This is a genomic window from Chryseobacterium sp. YIM B08800, assembly GCF_026163565.1.
Classification (GTDB): Bacteria; Bacteroidota; Bacteroidia; order Flavobacteriales; family Weeksellaceae; genus Chryseobacterium.
In genome coordinates, this window is sequence record NZ_JAPDKN010000007.1 from 134827 (window position 1) to 151245 (window position 16419).

15 protein-coding genes are annotated in these 16419 nt (G+C 35.5%); 9 read left to right on the plus strand and 6 right to left on the minus strand.

Features of this window, described 5'->3' with window-relative positions; genetic code table 11:
• Window positions 1-27 precede the first annotated feature (27 nt).
• Both OEW74_RS04115 and OEW74_RS04120 read left to right on the plus strand, forming a co-directional pair.
• Window positions 28-1404, plus strand: a complete 1377-nt coding sequence (locus OEW74_RS04115) for a RagB/SusD family nutrient uptake outer membrane protein (protein ID WP_265427292.1) — start codon at window positions 28-30, stop codon at window positions 1402-1404.
• Window positions 1405-1631: 227 nt separating this feature from the next.
• The gene (locus OEW74_RS04120) at window positions 1632-3884 is read left to right on the plus strand and encodes an alpha/beta hydrolase family protein (protein WP_265427293.1); all 2253 of its coding nucleotides are present in this window, start codon (window positions 1632-1634) and stop codon (window positions 3882-3884) included.
• Window positions 3885-3912: 28 nt separating this feature from the next.
• Here the strand turns inward: OEW74_RS04120 and OEW74_RS04125 are convergent, their stop codons facing one another.
• The 3 genes from OEW74_RS04125 to OEW74_RS04135 form a co-directional block, all read right to left on the minus strand.
• Window positions 3913-4119: a hypothetical protein gene (locus OEW74_RS04125; RefSeq protein WP_265427294.1), complete on the minus strand. Its 207-nt coding sequence runs from the start codon at window positions 4117-4119 to the stop codon at window positions 3913-3915.
• Window positions 4120-4210: 91 nt separating this feature from the next.
• A complete protein-coding gene (locus OEW74_RS04130) occupies window positions 4211-5731 on the minus strand; it encodes a DoxX family protein (RefSeq protein ID WP_265427295.1) in 1521 nt (506 codons plus the stop codon).
• Window positions 5732-5934: 203 nt separating this feature from the next.
• Window positions 5935-6171, minus strand: a complete 237-nt coding sequence (locus OEW74_RS04135; RefSeq protein WP_265427296.1) for a hypothetical protein — start codon at window positions 6169-6171, stop codon at window positions 5935-5937.
• Between the two features lie 277 nt (window positions 6172-6448).
• Here OEW74_RS04135 and OEW74_RS04140 point away from each other — a divergent pair, with 277 nt between their 5' ends.
• Together OEW74_RS04140 and OEW74_RS04145 are read left to right on the plus strand one after the other, a co-directional pair.
• The gene (locus tag OEW74_RS04140; protein ID WP_265427297.1) at window positions 6449-8152 is read left to right on the plus strand and encodes a helix-turn-helix domain-containing protein; all 1704 of its coding nucleotides are present in this window, start codon (window positions 6449-6451) and stop codon (window positions 8150-8152) included.
• 46 nt (window positions 8153-8198) lie between these two features.
• On the plus strand, window positions 8199-9044 hold the full coding sequence (locus OEW74_RS04145; RefSeq protein ID WP_265427298.1) for an RteC domain-containing protein: 846 nt from the start codon (window positions 8199-8201) through the stop codon (window positions 9042-9044).
• A gap of 49 nt (window positions 9045-9093) precedes the next feature.
• Here OEW74_RS04145 and mobC read toward each other — a convergent pair whose 3' ends face one another.
• The 3 genes from mobC to mobA all read right to left on the minus strand — a co-directional run bounded on the left by mobC (window position 9094) and on the right by mobA (window position 12903).
• Window positions 9094-11094, minus strand: coding sequence for a conjugal transfer protein MobC (gene mobC / locus OEW74_RS04150; protein WP_265427382.1), 2001 nt, complete (start codon window positions 11092-11094; stop codon window positions 9094-9096).
• Between the two features lie 130 nt (window positions 11095-11224).
• A complete protein-coding gene (gene mobB, locus OEW74_RS04155; protein WP_265427299.1) occupies window positions 11225-12472 on the minus strand; it encodes a conjugal transfer protein MobB in 1248 nt (415 codons plus the stop codon).
• Complete coding sequence (gene mobA, locus OEW74_RS04160; protein WP_265427300.1) at window positions 12469-12903, minus strand: conjugal transfer protein MobA; 435 nt, start codon at window positions 12901-12903, stop codon at window positions 12469-12471. The genes mobB and mobA overlap by 4 nt, the downstream gene beginning before the upstream one ends.
• Before the next feature lie 630 nt (window positions 12904-13533).
• On the opposite strand from mobA, the gene OEW74_RS04165 reads away from it, so the two are divergent.
• The 5 genes from OEW74_RS04165 (at window position 13534) to OEW74_RS04185 (ending at window position 16414) form a co-directional block, all read left to right on the plus strand.
• Entirely contained in the window at window positions 13534-14301 is a 768-nt protein-coding gene (locus OEW74_RS04165; protein WP_265427301.1) for a ParA family protein, read from the plus strand.
• Between the two features lie 4 nt (window positions 14302-14305).
• Window positions 14306-14701, plus strand: a complete 396-nt coding sequence (locus OEW74_RS04170; RefSeq protein WP_265427302.1) for a DUF3408 domain-containing protein — start codon at window positions 14306-14308, stop codon at window positions 14699-14701.
• Window positions 14702-14712: 11 nt separating this feature from the next.
• A complete protein-coding gene (locus OEW74_RS04175; RefSeq protein WP_265427303.1) occupies window positions 14713-15333 on the plus strand; it encodes a hypothetical protein in 621 nt (206 codons plus the stop codon).
• Window positions 15334-15390: 57 nt separating this feature from the next.
• Window positions 15391-15915: a hypothetical protein gene (locus OEW74_RS04180; protein ID WP_265427304.1), complete on the plus strand. Its 525-nt coding sequence runs from the start codon at window positions 15391-15393 to the stop codon at window positions 15913-15915.
• A 193-nt stretch (window positions 15916-16108) separates the two neighbouring features.
• Window positions 16109-16414 (plus strand): DUF4134 domain-containing protein, encoded by a 306-nt coding sequence (locus OEW74_RS04185; RefSeq protein WP_265427305.1) that lies wholly within the window; start codon window positions 16109-16111, stop codon window positions 16412-16414.
• The last annotated feature ends 5 nt before the right edge of the window (window positions 16415-16419 follow it).

The window sequence follows — 16419 nt, forward strand, 5'->3', positions numbered from 1 at the left end:
CATATTATTTAATTCAATACAAAAACAATGAAATCAATATTCAATAGTATAATAATGGCGGTACTCATTTATCTGATGAGTACTGCTGTATCGTGTGAAAAAATTCTTGAAGTGGAATTGCCCGACAACCAAATGTTGTCAGAAACCGTCTTCAGTGATACTCAGACTGCCAATGCAGTATTATCAGGATTGTATGCCGGATTGTGGGAATCATCACCTGTTACGGGTGATCAAAGCGGAAGGCTTCTTGGTCTCTATACTGATGACCTGACCTATTATGCAGTCAGTGCAACGAATGGGCTGCCTGAACTATCCAATAATACACAGATTGATTCCAATCAGTTTGTAAGTTCGTTCTGGAATGCTGCGTATCAGAAAATATATGTCAGCAATTCCATAATTGAAGGGCTTAAAGAAGCGAATCATATTCCGGAAGCTGATAAAGCAAGGATAAAAGGGGAGACTCTGGTCATCCGTTCTTTACTCTTTTTCTACGTTCAACAGGTTTACGGGGATATTCCGTATCCTGTGACAACCAATTATATGATCAATCAGAGCATTTCAAAAACATCTTCTGCGGAAGTACTGATGAGAATTGAATCTGATGTGAAGGAAGCTATTGAACTGCTTTCTGATACGTACCGGAATAATGAACGCATCTATATCAATAAAAAAGCAGCGCAGCTTCTTCTGGGTAAAGTTCAGATGCAGCAGCTGAAATGGATAGAGGCAGAAGCTACGTTGAAAACAGTTGTTCAGAGTCCGCTCTATCAGTTTCAAAATGATATCACGAAAGTCTTTCTTAAAAACGGAAACCATATTATCTGGCAGCTCAGACCTAAGAACAATGGGGATGCGGTAAGGGAAGCAACTATTTATTATTTTGTTAATGTTGCTCCCACCTCTATGGCACTTTCCGCATCTTTAATCAGCTCATTTCAGATTGGAGATCTTAGAAAGCAAAATTGGATGGGAATGGTTACAGTAGGAGGGAACACCTGGTATAGAGCGGAAAAATACAAAGCAAGGTCTGCCAACTCAACAGAAAATTCTATCGTCTTCAGACTGGAAGAAGCCTATTTGCTTTTGGCAGAGGCTCTGACACAGCAAAATAAAATGTCAGAGGCCATACCGTTTATTAACCCAATCAAACAAAGGGCAGGACAGCCATTGCTTGGCAGTTCTGTTACACAACAGCAGCTTCTCGAAGAAATCCTAAATGAAAACAGAAGAGAATTTTTTACAGAAATGGGACATCGGTTTCTTGATTTGAAAAGAGCTGGGAAGCTTAATGAATTGCAGCAGACTAAACCCAACTGGAAAGATAAACATAAAGTATGGCCACTTCCACAACAGGAACTGCTGCTCAATGCCAATCTGAATCCTCAAAATTTAGGGTATTAATGAGAGTATGTTGTTTTATTATTCTGCTGTTTTATATGAGTTGCTATAAAGCGCAGAAAAAGATTAGTGAATTGGACCAGTGGATGTCCCGCTTCTCAACGATGATCGGTCAGATGAAAGTATCCGCTGATCAGCGTTTCGTTTTGCTGACCAAAATGTACGCGAATAGTTCTGATTCAGTTATTGTGTTTGATCGTCAATCAGGAGTAAGCCCATCCGATACCATTTTGAAAAAGAGCAACATTAGTTTTCTGAATAATCATACTGTTTTTGCTTCAGGGCCACGAAGGGCTGAATTCATTGATTTGAAGACAAAAAAAAGAAAAATTTATAGTCGTGTACAGCGATGCAATGTCACCCTGAAGCAATATGTAATATTGGGTACTGATAAAACCCTAAAAATTTATAATTCCCAAGGAAAAGAGCTTTACAATGAGGCCGGAACATTGAACTATACTATTTCAGAGCAGGGACAGGTTTTTAGTCTTGTTGAAAGTGGAGGATCTCATAAAATATTGAAATGGAATGGCAGTGCCATGAAAGTGCTTTATTCTACTGTAAATAAAATTGTTGCGATGGATCTTTTGGAAGCAGACAGATTTATTGTCTTAAAAGAAAAAGCAGATACCAACGGAAAGATTAGAATAGCAATATTAAGAATATCAGACTGTAAGTTGTTTTATAACAGCCAGATCAGTCTCGGAGAAGATCAAAGCGTTAAAGTAACTGAAGCAGGCCGTTCTGAAACTTTTTTAATTGATATTGTTGCAAGGAGAGCTCCTGAAAAAGTACAACAACTTGAAATTTGGTATGGCGGAGACAAGTATCTTCGTAATAAGGACCAAGAATGGACTGAGCATCAATATATCGTATGGAATGTTAAAAACAATCAAGTTCGTTCAATTCCTCATAAAGCAATGCAGGTTTTTATAACGACAGACAATCCACGTTATTTTTGGACCTATAATCTTAGGGAAGATAATGATTACCGGGGATTCAGAAGCCTGAACATATATCGATATGACCTTTTGGAAAACAAATCTGAGCTTGTTTTTGAGAATGCTTCAGAAATGGTGATAGGAAAGGAGGCGCGTTACACCATTGGATTTCTGATGTATAAAAATCAATGGATGGTATACGATCATCTGTTAGAGCAGACGAAAATTATCAATTATAATACAACACTAAGCTATCCGATCTTTATGCCTGATAGCAGCTTGCTCTTTACAGGAGAAGACCAACTGATCAACTATCATCTTGAAACAGGTGTGTTAAAAACAGTATTCAAACAAGAGAACAGCAAAGTCAGCTTTCATGAATACAGTGGAAAAATGATTCATCAGATGGAATCTTTTAAGATAACACAACGAACTATTGAAGTGTCTCAACCGTTGATGTTGCATATCACAAGAGAAGACCATAATGATTCGGGATATTATTCTTATTATAAAGGTACAATCAAAGAAATACTGCCTTACAGTAGCAACAGGATTAAAATGTTTTTGAATAAAGATCAACAAGATCTGATCTATGCGATCGAAGAAAACTACAACCTATCACCACAAATGTACAGCAAAAGCAAGTCATCAGGTCAAAAGAAGGTACTTTATACAACTAACCTTCATGATAAGGAAGCTATAGAACTCAATCAGGATGTTATTTCATATACCAACAGTGAAGGTAAGTATCTGAAAGGAGTTCTATATTATCCCATTACATTTGACAAGACAAAAAAATATCCTTTGGTGGTACAGGTATACAGTATTCAGCATGATGAGTTCAATAAATATCTGTATCCTGCCTGGGGAGCTAGTGGATTCAATATCCGCCTTCTGCTTGAGAACGGTTATATGGTTTTTCAGCCCGATATTGTTTCAGATAGCAGAGGTCCGGGAATTTCGGCACTCGATTGTGTTCATTCCGGACTGGATGCTATTCAAGGAAATGTAAATATTGACTTCAGACGTATTGGTTTGACAGGGCATTCATTCGGTGGTTATGAGACCAACTTTATCGCTACCCATTCAGCAAGGTTCACAACCTATGTCTCGGGGGCGGGGCTTAGCGACATTATGAATACTTACTTTTCATTTAATGAACTGTTTAAAATAGCAGACTATTCAAGATTTGAAACCGGACAGTTTTCAATGGGAGTTCCTTTTTCTGAAGACAAGGATCTGTATTATAGAAATAATCCCATCAATTTTATGGAGAAAGTCAATTCACCGGTATTGCTGTGGGCAGGTAAGAAAGATACGAATATTCCACCAACGCAAACCTTGAGTTTTTATATGGGATTATTAAGAAACAGAAAAAAGGTGGTGGCACTGATGTATGCAGATCAGGAACACACATTCAAGAAAGATTCCGAAGACATCAAGGATCTTAATAGTAAAATCATGGAGTGGTGGGACTATCACCTGAAAGGTAGGAAAGATATAGGATGGATTGATAAAGAAATGAAAAGGGACGCTGAATAGCGCCCCTACCTTTGTAATTAATAAAGCACTAAGGAATTTTATAAAGCGGTGTTCCACACATCGTGTCTGAACCAATTCTATGCAGTTCAACGCTAGTATCCAATGCCCATTCACAGACATCACCGGAAACGATATTGCTACATTCCTGATCAGCATCCTCACATTGGAACTGACCACCACCCAAGCTAACAATTCTGTAAGCTGGCTCTAAAGCTCGTGTACTCTTCTTTGCCAACATGGTGGCAAAAGCTGACCCTGTTCCCAGTGCTACCAGGATGACAGGAAAAAGAATTTTTTTCATAATAAAAAAATATTTGATTTGCTGCCTACTCTGAAAAACGGTTTTCGGCTTCCCCGTTTTTAAAATGTTTTTTCAGGGGCTGGGTAAGTTTATATTGTACCAGCTGATTTCCAACAATTGCGTACAAATGCTCATCGGTGACTCTAAAATCTGACATGCTGTTATTTTTAATATTGTCGATGTACATACTGCCAATATATTCCTGAGATTCGGTATTATAGATGTCGATAACTTTGCTTTCTTTCCACCTGCCTAAAGATTCATGTCTCCCTCTTAATTGAGCAGGGTTAAATATCAGACCTCTGTATACGATCGCATGTCCATTGACTTTTAATGCAGGTTTAGACATTTTAGACTTTCCATTGGAGAGCGGAGTTACTTTAATCTGTGCGATTTTAGTCGTATCAATAGTTCTCCATCTGTGAATAAGCTGCATTGAATGATTCATTACAAGAAACTGGTTTCTATAACTGTAGATATAGCTGACAGTCGGTGTTATAGGATCGGCTGAAAGATAACCGTCAGAATCGAAAACACCATCCATTTGCTTTTCAAGTAAATCGGGATGTAATGTCACCTGATTTTTACCATTGTTATTGATTAAAATGGTTCCCAGTATTAAGTTCTTGGTTTGAGATGATAGGGTGCGAATGGCAATTTTATTACTGTCAATAATTTCAAGCTGGCTAAAAAATGCATCATTAAAACTGATTACTTTGTTTTGTGTATCACCTAATTTACCTTTGAATATGATGGGTACATTTCCATCGTAGATATAATAATTGTGATCTTTAACTTTAATCTCAATTTTTTTAAATGGATATTTGCTGAGTCCCAGATCAATCTTGGTATTTACAATTTTCTTTAAAAGTGAATCAACTGCTAATATATTTTGAGGGAGGCTTCGGTTAGCTAAATAAAGCTCCTCATTTTTAGCACCAGCAAAATAAAACGAATGATTCTCCAGATCCATACTTTTTATTTTTAAAATAGGATGCATTAGAAACCTTCTAGTAAAATTGTTTTCCTGTTTTATAATGTGTTCTGACTTAAAAAACAAAATAATGACAAGAATACAACTCAAAATATTGTAAATTACTAAGATGAATGCTGTTTTACGGATCGTCTTGCGATTTGCACTTTCGGTGATGAGGACTGCTAAACCTCCCATAATTACACAAAGAATATTAAAAATCAGATGTTCAGTCCATCCCATTTTTTCCAAGATTCCTCCACATGAGCAAGGGACAAAGTCACTGTAATTTAAAATGAGAAATATATAGACTGTAAATGCTGACATTAGGGCAGTGGATAAGTATAATCCGGTTAATCTACTGTTTGGAAAAATTAATAACAATACAATAATTAATTCTGAGATAATAACAGCATAAGAAATAACACCTGCATATGCACTTAGTAATGGAGACTGAGCAATCTGCACTTGAAAATTTTCAAAATCTAGTAATTTACTCACACTTGCATAAACAAACAATAGAATAAAAAAGCAGGCAACAGTTTTGATAAAAATAGTTTTGATGTTTTTCATGGCATGTTATTATTAGGTTTAACAGACCTGAACCAATCTCCATTTGATTTTCCACCCGCAATATTCAGGCATTGGTTCCCCTTTGAAAAGAGTTATGGTAGTTTTGAAATTCCCCATACTTTCCCAGATGCCACTCTTTGGACATGGTAAGCCTGTAACAACTGATATGGAGGTATGAGGAATCATAGTTTTATATCTGGTTTTTAATCCTTCGTAAGCCGCCAATTATCGCCGTCTCTCACCGGAGGATCTTTAGGGTTAGGATTTTCAATCAAATCAGTAGATTTTGCAGAATCCTGTTTCATTGAAAAAACGTCTGCTGAACGTTCTGAATTTTTAATCAGTTTGTTACTGGGGATCATATCTTCATCTCGATGGCTACAGTTTTGCATAAAAACTGCTGCGATCATTATGCTCAAAAATGGGATAAACTTTTTCATGTTGATTATTTTAATTTGGTTATCCCGGCCGGATTATATTAGAATTCTGATGTCAAAATTATCCGGCTTATGAGGTAAAAAAAACTGTTCTGTGGCTCTATTTTAAAATTAACACGTATCAATTTTAAAATTGGAACATTTAGAATTGAGACTTAAGTATTTGATTTTAAATATATTATGTTTGTTTTGTTTTTGCGGGTGTTCAATTCCTTTAATTTTGATTTATTTAAAACATAAATGATTATTTTTGATATGGTGAGGTTCTAAATATCAGCATATGAAAAAGTTTTATTACTTTATCGTCTTATTTTCTGCATTTTCACAATTTTTATTTTCACAACAGGAAAAGGAAAAAACTTTCAGTGAGATTAGAAAACCATATGAAAAAATGGTAATAGATGACATTCATGCAATGTCCTATGTAAAACTGTACATTGAAAAAGCAAAAAATGAGAGTAATTTTTCAAAGTTGATTCAAGGGTATAGAGATGGAAGACAGTTTGACTATCAAAACAAAATGAAGTATGCTGACAGTGCACTTGCTACTAGCTTGCAGCATGGGAGTCAAGATGATATCAGTAAAGAGTATTTAAGCAAGGGAATCATCTATTATTTTTATCAAAAGAAATATAAGTTAGCTTTAAATGAGTACCTTAATGCATATAAATATTCAAAAGGTTCAAAAGATCAGTACCATAGGTACAAAGTCCTCTATCATTTAGGAATTGTAAAAAGTCATTTGGGCTACTATGATGAAGCAATGAATCATTTTCTGGACTGCGCTGCGTTTTACAGGTTAAGGTTAAATGAGAACCATCATGAAAATGAAAAGTTCAACTACGAGAAGGCATATCTGAACTGCTTACATCAATTGACCGTACTCAACAGATATCTCAATAATTTTTCCAAGAGCGACAGTTTAAGTATGTTGGGCTACCGTTTAACTGCCGATGATAGTGATTTTGCTTTAGAAAAAAGTTATTTCCTCAAATGCATAGGAATTTCCAGATATCACAAAAAAGACTATGCAGGTGCTCATACTTATTTACAAAAATCCTTACCCACTATCCTCAACAGAAACGATTTCTCCTGGGCTTCTGTAGTCTATTTTTATATGGGTAGAACTTATGAAGCGCAGAATAATATCGAAAGTGCAGTGAGATGCTATGAAAAGATAGATTCTATTTTCAATAGGCATGATTTTATATTACCTGAGGTATATAAGAGTTATCATTATCTTATTGATCAATATAAGAATAAGGATGTCAATAAACAGCTGTACTATACCAATCAGCTTTTAAAGTCTGACAGTTTAATCAGCAAAGATTTTCCTTATTTATCTTCAAAACTTCATAAAGATTTTGATAGGCGAAAGCTCATTGATGCAAAAGAAGAGATAGAGAAGTCAAGCGGTAAAAAAATTGTAATCGCTCAGATCTTGATTATTTCAGGAAGTCTGCTCCTTGTATTTTTTGTTGTGCGACACAGAAAAGATCAAAAAATTAAAAAACAATATAATCTGCTACAAAAGAGAATGGCGGATGGAACTTATAATATCAAAGATATCATAAAGGAAGACCTGACAGAATTTTCAATAAGAAAAACCTCTCTTACTCCAGAAATGACCACAGAGATTAAAGAAAAGCTTCAGAAGTTTGAGCAGGAAGACCAGTTCAGAAAAAAAGGAATTACACAGAATAGCATTGCCTTAAAGTTAGGAACTAATGCCCATTATCTGTCTGTTTATATCAATGAGCAAAAAGGAATGAATTTTAATAAATATATGGCTGAACTGCGAATCAATTATATTACCAATTTACTCAACACCAATACAAAATATCTAAATTATACCATCGAAGCTTTGGCTGAAGAATGCGGTATCGCTGCACGGCAAAACTTTTCAAATTTGTTTTTCGATATCAACGGTATCCGGCCAACAGACTATATAAGAAATCGAAAAAAGGAGCTGGGTATTAGTTGATTAAGTCTTGCTTTATCGAATTTTTGTAAATTCCTGAAAAAAGGACATGGTAACAAAAACTATTTTTAAAAGAACTTCACAGTTATTGGAAGAGCTGGATGAAAAGATTAACGAAGTCTACGCAGATGGAAATGATATGATCAAAATTTCTGAAAAGGCCTTACTTATCATTGACGAGTCTATAAGGAAATTAAAACTCATGGTTTCCAACCATCATTTTGATCATATTGCCGAAGAAGTACTTTTTTTTAAAAAGCTAAAACCACAGTTTATTTCAAAATTTATTTATTACTCTTCGGTACTGGATATTGAGGCCCATAGGCCTGCTGCAGGAAATAAGACATTAAAAAAATATTATGAGGCAGAGCAGGAGAAGTTAAAAAACTTCTATTTAGAACATTCCGAATTCTACAGCTATTATAAACGTGAGGCGACTTATCTCGACCATAAAATATTTGTCCGTAATTCCTATGATTTGAAAATGAAGCTTTCATCAGGTTTTTATAACTATGATCCCAATTTTACAACATCACACGATCATATGATCGCCAGATTTATTTCCAATCAGCAATTTGATCAGTATGTAAAAAGGCAGATTGAAGGTTCTAATGAAGATACAGCATCAAAACTACTTTCTCCTTTGAGCTGGTCGGGATCAAAGGTCGGTCTTATAGAACTGATCTATGCCCTTTACCAAATGCGTTGTTTTAATGGGGGGAATATAGAATTAAGTGAAGTCATAAAATTTGTAGAAAAGTCATTGGATTGCGATCTTGGCAATTTCCATAAAACGGTCTTTGAAATCCGCACCAGAAAGCAGGGACCTACCAAATTCCTTCAATTGGTTGGTGACAATCTCAACCAGCATTTTATGACTCGTGAAGCTGAATAACAGAAGATCAAATTAAACCTCAAATCGTACTGTATTTGAGGTTTCTATTTTAATCATTTTTGATTAAATACTGCAGATCAGGATCATTCTTTATTCGATCCATCTCATTCGTGATGATGCTAAGAACATCAGTCTTAATTTCTTTGTAATTATCTTGGATCTGTTTGGTCATCGAATCATTGCCCTCCTGATCAATAAAGGATCGAATCAGCGGTATCTCCTGATTGTTTTGCATTTCTTGAGAAAGCTTAACACTATCCACAACAATCTCCGAATGAAAAATCTTCTGCTGAATTCTTTCGTCAAAGTTATCAGATACTGCACCGACAAAAAATCCCTGAGTCAGGGTAGAAATCTTCGAAGCTGGAATTAAACTATCCAATTGGGTAGAGAAGGAGGTAGAGGTATCATTCCTATTGATCGATATACTTTGTCTTTTTTGAAGCACTTTTCCAAAGCGTTCGGATAAGGCTTTTGCTGTTTCCCCAACCACCTGGCCGCTGAAAATATTGCCGACCGTATTCTGAATCACTTTACTTTCCTTGTCTCCATAATCTCTTGTCAGCTGGGAAAAATCCTGAAACCCAAGACATACAGAAACTTTGTTACTTCTGGCAGTAGCAATTAAATTATCCAAACCTCTGAAATAAATAGTGGGAAGCTCGTCAATAATAACAGAACTTTTTAACTGTCCTTTTTTATTGATTAACTTAACAATTCTTGAATTGTATAGTCCCAGAGCAGCAGAATAGATGTTCTGACGATCAGGGTTATTTCCGACGCACAATATTTTAGGTTCATTGGGATTATTGATATCTAAAGAAAAATCGTCGCCGGTCATTACCCAGTACAATTGTGGTGAGATCATTCTAGACAAAGGAATCTTAGCCGATGCGATTTGCCCCTGCAACTGATCCTGTGCACCTCCTTGCCATGCATCCATAAAAGGAGAGAGGTAGTTCTCTAATTCAGAATACGATGTTAATATCGTAAATACCTCCTCATATTTTTTGTTTAGCAGTTCAATAGCGTGTGGAAAAGTACAGTATTTACCGTTTTCATAAATTTTAAGAAACCATATGATTGCCGCTAACAATATAATGGGACTTTCGACAAAGAAATCACCCTGTTTCTGAATCCAACTTCTATTCAGATTCAGCATAATAGTGTAAGCAGCTTCATATGCATCTGAAATATCCGTCATAAAATTAGGATTTAGGGGATTACATCGATGGCTTTTTCTGGGATTGTCAAAATTGATGATATAGAATTTCGGCTTTACTGCATAAGCATTGGAATGATTTAAAAGATGATTGTACGCAATGGTTGATAAATCATCGAATTTAAAATCGTAGATGTACATAGCAAATCCTTTTTCAATATGCTGTCTGATATAGTTATTTACCACGGCAAAGGATTTTCCTGAGCCAGGTGTTCCTAAGACAATGGTCGCACGAAACGGATTGACTACATTAATCCATCCCTGATGCCAGTTTCCCTGATAATAGAATTTTGTGGGAAGATTAACTGAGTATTCATTATAAAGTAATTTAGTTTCCTGCTGAAAACTTTCATTCTCACTGTTAAAAACATCCGTCATTAAGTTATGTTTCAGAAGGCGGCTTGTCCATACTCCCGCCTGCATTAGAAGAATGTATCCGGATCCAGTAGATAGAATATAAAGTACAGGACTAAAACTGCTGGCATATTGTAAAAGGATTGCGTTTAAAAAGAATAAGACAAAACCGATAGAAAAAACAATATTAATTTTTTTCCAAGTGATCTTTTCATTTTTTACTCCCTTTGTTCCGAGGCAACTCAAAGCCAGTAAAACTATTGCGAACAGCTTAGAATAAATAGGTTGCGAAAAAAGGCCTGCTGTCTTATTAAAATTATGAAGTATTTTATTGATGAGTTCCAGTGTCCATTGTTGCTTTACAAAAAATCCGTAACAAAACCAATAGAGGTGCATTAGTACTAGAATAATGCTTACCGCTCGCATAAACGCCATGATTTTGGCAAGTCCTCTCAAATCGTCTTCACCCTGCATATTACATTTTAGAAGCATAAATACAGGATTGCGTATTCTCAAGTATAAATGCGTTGTTGCAAGTATAAATTGTCTGGCTTTGGCTCTCTTAGTATATTAATAAGACAGCTTATGCAATAGAAGGTTATTTTTATCTTCTTTTTCTTTGGCGCTTTTTCATCTGATATGCAAAAATTTGTTCCTCCTGATCCGTATTTGTATCTGACGACAGTAAGCTAGAAAAGAATCCGTCAAAAAGTCCGCTGATGCTATCCGTAAGAAATTGCTCTGTGGAGATTTCCTGAGATAAATTAGAGTGATCATTATGATCAGATTTTTTGTCACGCTTTATTTCTAACTCATTCCACAGTGTATTGAATGAGTTGGCAGATAGTTCTTTACTTAGCTGCGAGCCATTCCAGACTAATTTGGAGTTATGGTCTATGAATGTAATTCCATATATTCTTCCCTGATTATTTTTTTTAATAACTGTAGCAATTCCCTGCTCCAATAGTTGAGACTTAAAAGAAGCTTCCGATTTACTCGTGCTGAGGGCAGTTTCTACCGTTCTTTTAAGAATATGTTTTGAAGGATCATTTTTTATTTTCACTTTAGATTTCTCAATGAGCACCTGAATATTTTCTACTCCTGCATGCTTACCAAAAAGGGATGATTTAAAAGGATTGCTTACTTTTTTTCCATTTTTATCCGTAGAAAAATAGACGATTCCCTTTCTCATCTTTCCATGCAGTTCTCCGCTAACCTCTTCACAGGAAATATTAAATTGAGAGAGTAAAGCCTTATAAGCACCCATACTTTGAAAGCCATAGGTTTTAGGGATATGCCTTATTACGGATGATAATTGTGTTTTGATATTTCCCTTAGTATAATCTACAGGTTTAAAAATAGAGCTTTGATTTAAATTTCTGTTCTCACCAGCGACTTTCAGGTTATATTGTTTTTCCAGTTTTCTGCAGGCTTCCATTGATCGCGGGTGGTCATAGCGATCTGATATTTTCTTCCCATCGATCTGTACACAGGTGGTGACGATATGGATGTGAGTTCTATCAATATCTGTATGTTTAAAAACGACATAGGGTTGTTTGCCATAACCCATTTCCTGCATGTATTGCTGAGCCATTTCTCTATAATCTTTGTTATCAACCTTATCGTTAGGGTCAGGATTAAGGGAAATATGTCTTACCGGTTTTTCAGTTTTGTTATTGGCAATCAAGTAAGGTTCAAAATACTGATGAAAAAATTTAACCGAATAAGGTCGATCCCACAAATCGGGAATCTTATTAGTGAATAAAACCTTTCCATTTTCGTTGTCTACTTTTTGCTGATTGTAGGTAAGCGCACCCCAAAGATTTTCACCTTTTCCAATTTTTGCGATCATTTATCAGAAGTTTTTTGAATATGGTTTTGCTCAAATTCTTTCGTGAGTTCTATCACCTGTTTACAGATTACAGCTAGTTTTTTAGTATGATTTTCCAGTTTAAAGAGATACAGAGAAGCTTTTTTCTCAGTAAAATTTCGATATAAAATTTTTACAATCTGATTATAATTGTTTCCAATAGACTGAAACTGGTAAAAGAATTTAGTGAGTTGAGTATGATAATCCATCGTTGAAACATCCACTTTTATAATTTTTAATTCTCTCTGAAGCAAAATTGTTGTAATAAATTTTGCTTTGTTGCTCATTCCTGAAGCTTCAAATAATTTTAGAAAACCAACATTTTCTTCATCTGTCAATCGAAATACATACCTGTTTTTACTTGGGTTCAGCTTAGGCTTACGCCCTCCTTTATTGTTTCTATTTGTTTCCATATTCTCTAATTTAATGTTAAGAAAATCACGACTTCGGAGTGGTTTTTAAAGCCCCAGCCAGGGCAAGTTGTTTTGAGGCACGAAAAAAGTTATGAGGCACTCAAAACATAACTTGCCCCTTTCGGGTGAAAGGAAATATCTTGAGTAGAATAGATTTTTAACATTATACTATTCAGACACTACCATTTCAAAAAACTCTTCAATCTTCTAAAACAAAGTAAACCACAATCAATTAGAGAAACGGTATAGTAAACAAAGCCAAAGATGGAAGTCTACTGCCAAGAACTACCATTATAAAAGCACTGAAACAGAAATATTTTTCATTTGCATCAGATTGAGGGCGGGACTAAATGCAAATCCGATAGCATTCTATAACTCTGGAAATCCTGCATTCCTGCCTTCAGGAATGTCAGCTTTCGTGATATCATTTTCGACAGATAGAAGTCAGAAATTCAATCTATCAGGATTGCAACACGGATGAGACTCATTCACTAATGCCGGAAGCCAATACAGCTTTCAATGGTCATAGCCAACATTCGTGATGGGGAAATATCATGCTTGAGTTTATGATGGTTTGGAGGCTTGCTGTCCTTCAGTCTTTCAATTTTGGATTAACTAAAATTCAATATAATGAAAACAAAAAAACAACCCACAATTATTGCTTTTTCCACTCAAAAGGGAGGTGTAGGAAAAAGTACGTTTACAACATTAATGGCAAGCATCCTTCATTATCGAAGGGGTTATCAAGTTGCTGTCTTTGATTGTGACTTTCCGCAGTACAGTTTACTCCAAATGAGAGAGCGGGATTTAAAAATGGTGATGCAGAATGAAATTTTAAAAAAAATGGCTCACAAACAATTTACGAGTATTAATAAAAAAGCTTATCCTATTTTTCAGAGTAAAACTGATCAGGTTTTACAAGAAATAGATATGTATGTTGATGGCTCGGAAATAACTCCTGACATTATTTTTTTAGATCTGCCGGGAACTGTGAATACTGCTGGTATTTTAAAAACGTTGACGAATGTCCATTATATTTTTTCTCCTATTACTGCAGATCGTCTCGTATTGGAAAGTACGCTAAGTTTCACCAATGTTCTAACCAATGTATTGATGAAAGAAACTCAAACAGGAATCCGGGCTATCCATCTTTTCTGGAATCAGGTGGATGGAAGAGAGCGGACGTTGCTTTACAAAAATTACGGTAAAGTGATTTCAGATTTAGGGCTGCCGCTTATGGAAACAACCATTACAGACAGTAAAAGATTTCGAAAGGAAGGGGAGACCATTACAAAGGCTGTTTTCCGATCAACTTTACTGCCTGCAGATCCTAAGCTGCTAGCACAATGCAGGCTGGATCAATTTATAAAAGAATTTTTAAGAATTGTAAAACTATAAAAGTATGGATCACGATAATAATAACAATCAAGATCACAATATCGATGAACAATATCTGATGTCCATTATGGCAGGAAGTCCCAAGAAAGAAGTTCCTGTAAAAAATGCAGACCCCCAAAAAGAGAAAGCTGCAACAAAAAATAAGTTGAAGATTCAGAAAAGCAATGATGTAAGTTATATGAAGCAGTTTCTTACGCATCATACAATGACTAAGCGTGGTGATAAAAGTATTTATATCCGTCCTGAATATCACGAACGCCTCTCACGCATTATTCAAATCATTGCCGATGACCAGATTCCTCTGTATGCTTATCTGGATAATATACTGGCTTATCATTTTGAAATGTTTGAAAAGGAAATTACTGATGATTTCAATAACAAATACCGTCCAATCTTTTAATCTATCATCTTATGGAACAAATAATCATCATCGGTTTATTAATCATTCTTGTTTTAGTTCTTGTAGACAAAAAAATTTCAATCAATATTAATGGAAAAGATAATGTTACTAAAGCTAAGAATCTACCATCTATTATGGGAGATACAAAACAAAGAGAAAGACAAGCATCGCCAATCAATACGAATGAGAGACAAAATGAATATATTTTAAAAGCAGAATATATTTTTGAATCAGAAACCAGAGAAGCTGAATTTGATACTATGGGTCAGACTAAAAATCTTGATGATATCCTAGTTAAAAATGATGAACGGGAGCAGGAGAATGAAGATTGGAAATATGAGAACTCTACTGTTGAAAGCGGGTTTGCTACTGGGGTTACCTTCCAGGAATTGAGTACTGCGGGTCAGTTGCTTCAACAGGACGTGCTGAAGCCTGACTTAGAACGACAAGCAGTAGATATAATTCAAAAAATTCAAGGGACCGAGCTTTTTGATCTGTTAGAGAACTCATTAGGAGATGCTTCAAAAAGAATTGCCAGTTTGTTAAACGAGAGTATTTCAAATAATGACAAGGTCGTTACTTCTAAGCATAATAATTCTGCAGATGGTTTTGACATTGGGAAGTTTATATAGACTTCCCAATGTTTTTTTAAGATTATTAGGAAAATGAACAATCAAATTTTTAATGTTATGGATCCAACTGAAAAAAATACCAATGAAGAGACTTATGATTTACGTATCAATAAAGGACAGCTTCCAACCATAATGATTGCAGGACATATATTTTTTGTAGATATCCGTATGGATATGCTGAGACCCAAAGATGATTTTCTATCTACGGGTATCGTCTTTTCGGATATACAGAATTACTATGATGAGGATCAAAACAGCTATACTATACCTTATAATCCCAAGACACATGAATTTCAGGATATAGACTTTAGTATGCATAAAGAATTTCCCAAAGATTTAATCGCTGTAAAATTTCCCATTGAAAATGAGCTCGACAGGATCGGATGGAATAGACATCACGGCTTTGAATTGAGAGAAGGGTTATCAGAGGAGGGCTTTCCTATGCAGTTTGAAGCAAAACAAATTCCGTGGGAAAAAACTTTTCTTGCCGGTGTGATCAAAAATAATTTAAATTCGGGAAAAACCACTGCGAATCATAAAGAAAAGCCGAATAACAATAAATCCAAAGGGAGGAGAATATAAAATCCATTGCAATATAGATTAACGTCAAACTAGAAAAGTTTGACGTTTTTTTATGTTTAGTCCTATGTTCGGTGCCACTAAAAGCCATTCACTTCCCACTGCTGACATTTCCCGAAATGTCTGTTTTTCCAAAGCACATTTGCTCCTGAGTCCTGTAGAGTGCAGTTCTCATTAACAAAAAAATGTTTACAAAATGGAAAAACAGAGAAAAAAACTGATCTATGCAATACTGGCAATTTTGGTTGCTCCGTATGCTTTTTCACAAGGCAACGGCAGTGCTGGGATCAACGAGGCTACGCAGATGGTCACTTCTTATTTTGAACCCGCTACCCAATTAATTTACGCCATTGGTGCAGTAGTAGGATTGATTGGAGGAGCAAAAGTTTACAACAAGTTCAGCAGTGGTGATCCTGACACCAGTAAGACGGCTGCCAGCTGGTTCGGAGCATGTATCTTCTTAATTGTTGCCGCAACAATCCTTCGTTCATTCTTCCTTTAAAATGA

Excerpts from the sequence above, each read along its gene's own strand:
- OEW74_RS04115 (WP_265427292.1), top strand. The coding sequence starts at position 28 with ATGAAATCAATATTCAATAGTATAATAATGGCGGTACTCATTTATCTG.
- OEW74_RS04130 (WP_265427295.1), bottom strand. The coding sequence starts at position 5,731 with ATGAAAAACATCAAAACTATTTTTATCAAAACTGTTGCCTGCTTTTTT.
- OEW74_RS04135 (WP_265427296.1), bottom strand. The coding sequence starts at position 6,171 with ATGAAAAAGTTTATCCCATTTTTGAGCATAATGATCGCAGCAGTTTTT.
- OEW74_RS04140 (WP_265427297.1), top strand. The coding sequence starts at position 6,449 with ATGAAAAAGTTTTATTACTTTATCGTCTTATTTTCTGCATTTTCACAA.
- OEW74_RS04145 (WP_265427298.1), top strand. The coding sequence starts at position 8,199 with ATGGTAACAAAAACTATTTTTAAAAGAACTTCACAGTTATTGGAAGAG.
- mobC (WP_265427382.1), bottom strand. The coding sequence starts at position 11,094 with ATGCAGGGTGAAGACGATTTGAGAGGACTTGCCAAAATCATGGCGTTT.
- mobB (WP_265427299.1), bottom strand. The coding sequence starts at position 12,472 with ATGATCGCAAAAATTGGAAAAGGTGAAAATCTTTGGGGTGCGCTTACC.
- mobA (WP_265427300.1), bottom strand. The coding sequence starts at position 12,903 with ATGGAAACAAATAGAAACAATAAAGGAGGGCGTAAGCCTAAGCTGAAC.
- OEW74_RS04165 (WP_265427301.1), top strand. The coding sequence starts at position 13,534 with ATGAAAACAAAAAAACAACCCACAATTATTGCTTTTTCCACTCAAAAG.
- OEW74_RS04170 (WP_265427302.1), top strand. The coding sequence starts at position 14,306 with ATGGATCACGATAATAATAACAATCAAGATCACAATATCGATGAACAA.
- OEW74_RS04175 (WP_265427303.1), top strand. The coding sequence starts at position 14,713 with ATGGAACAAATAATCATCATCGGTTTATTAATCATTCTTGTTTTAGTT.
- OEW74_RS04180 (WP_265427304.1), top strand. The coding sequence starts at position 15,391 with ATGGATCCAACTGAAAAAAATACCAATGAAGAGACTTATGATTTACGT.
- OEW74_RS04185 (WP_265427305.1), top strand. The coding sequence starts at position 16,109 with ATGGAAAAACAGAGAAAAAAACTGATCTATGCAATACTGGCAATTTTG.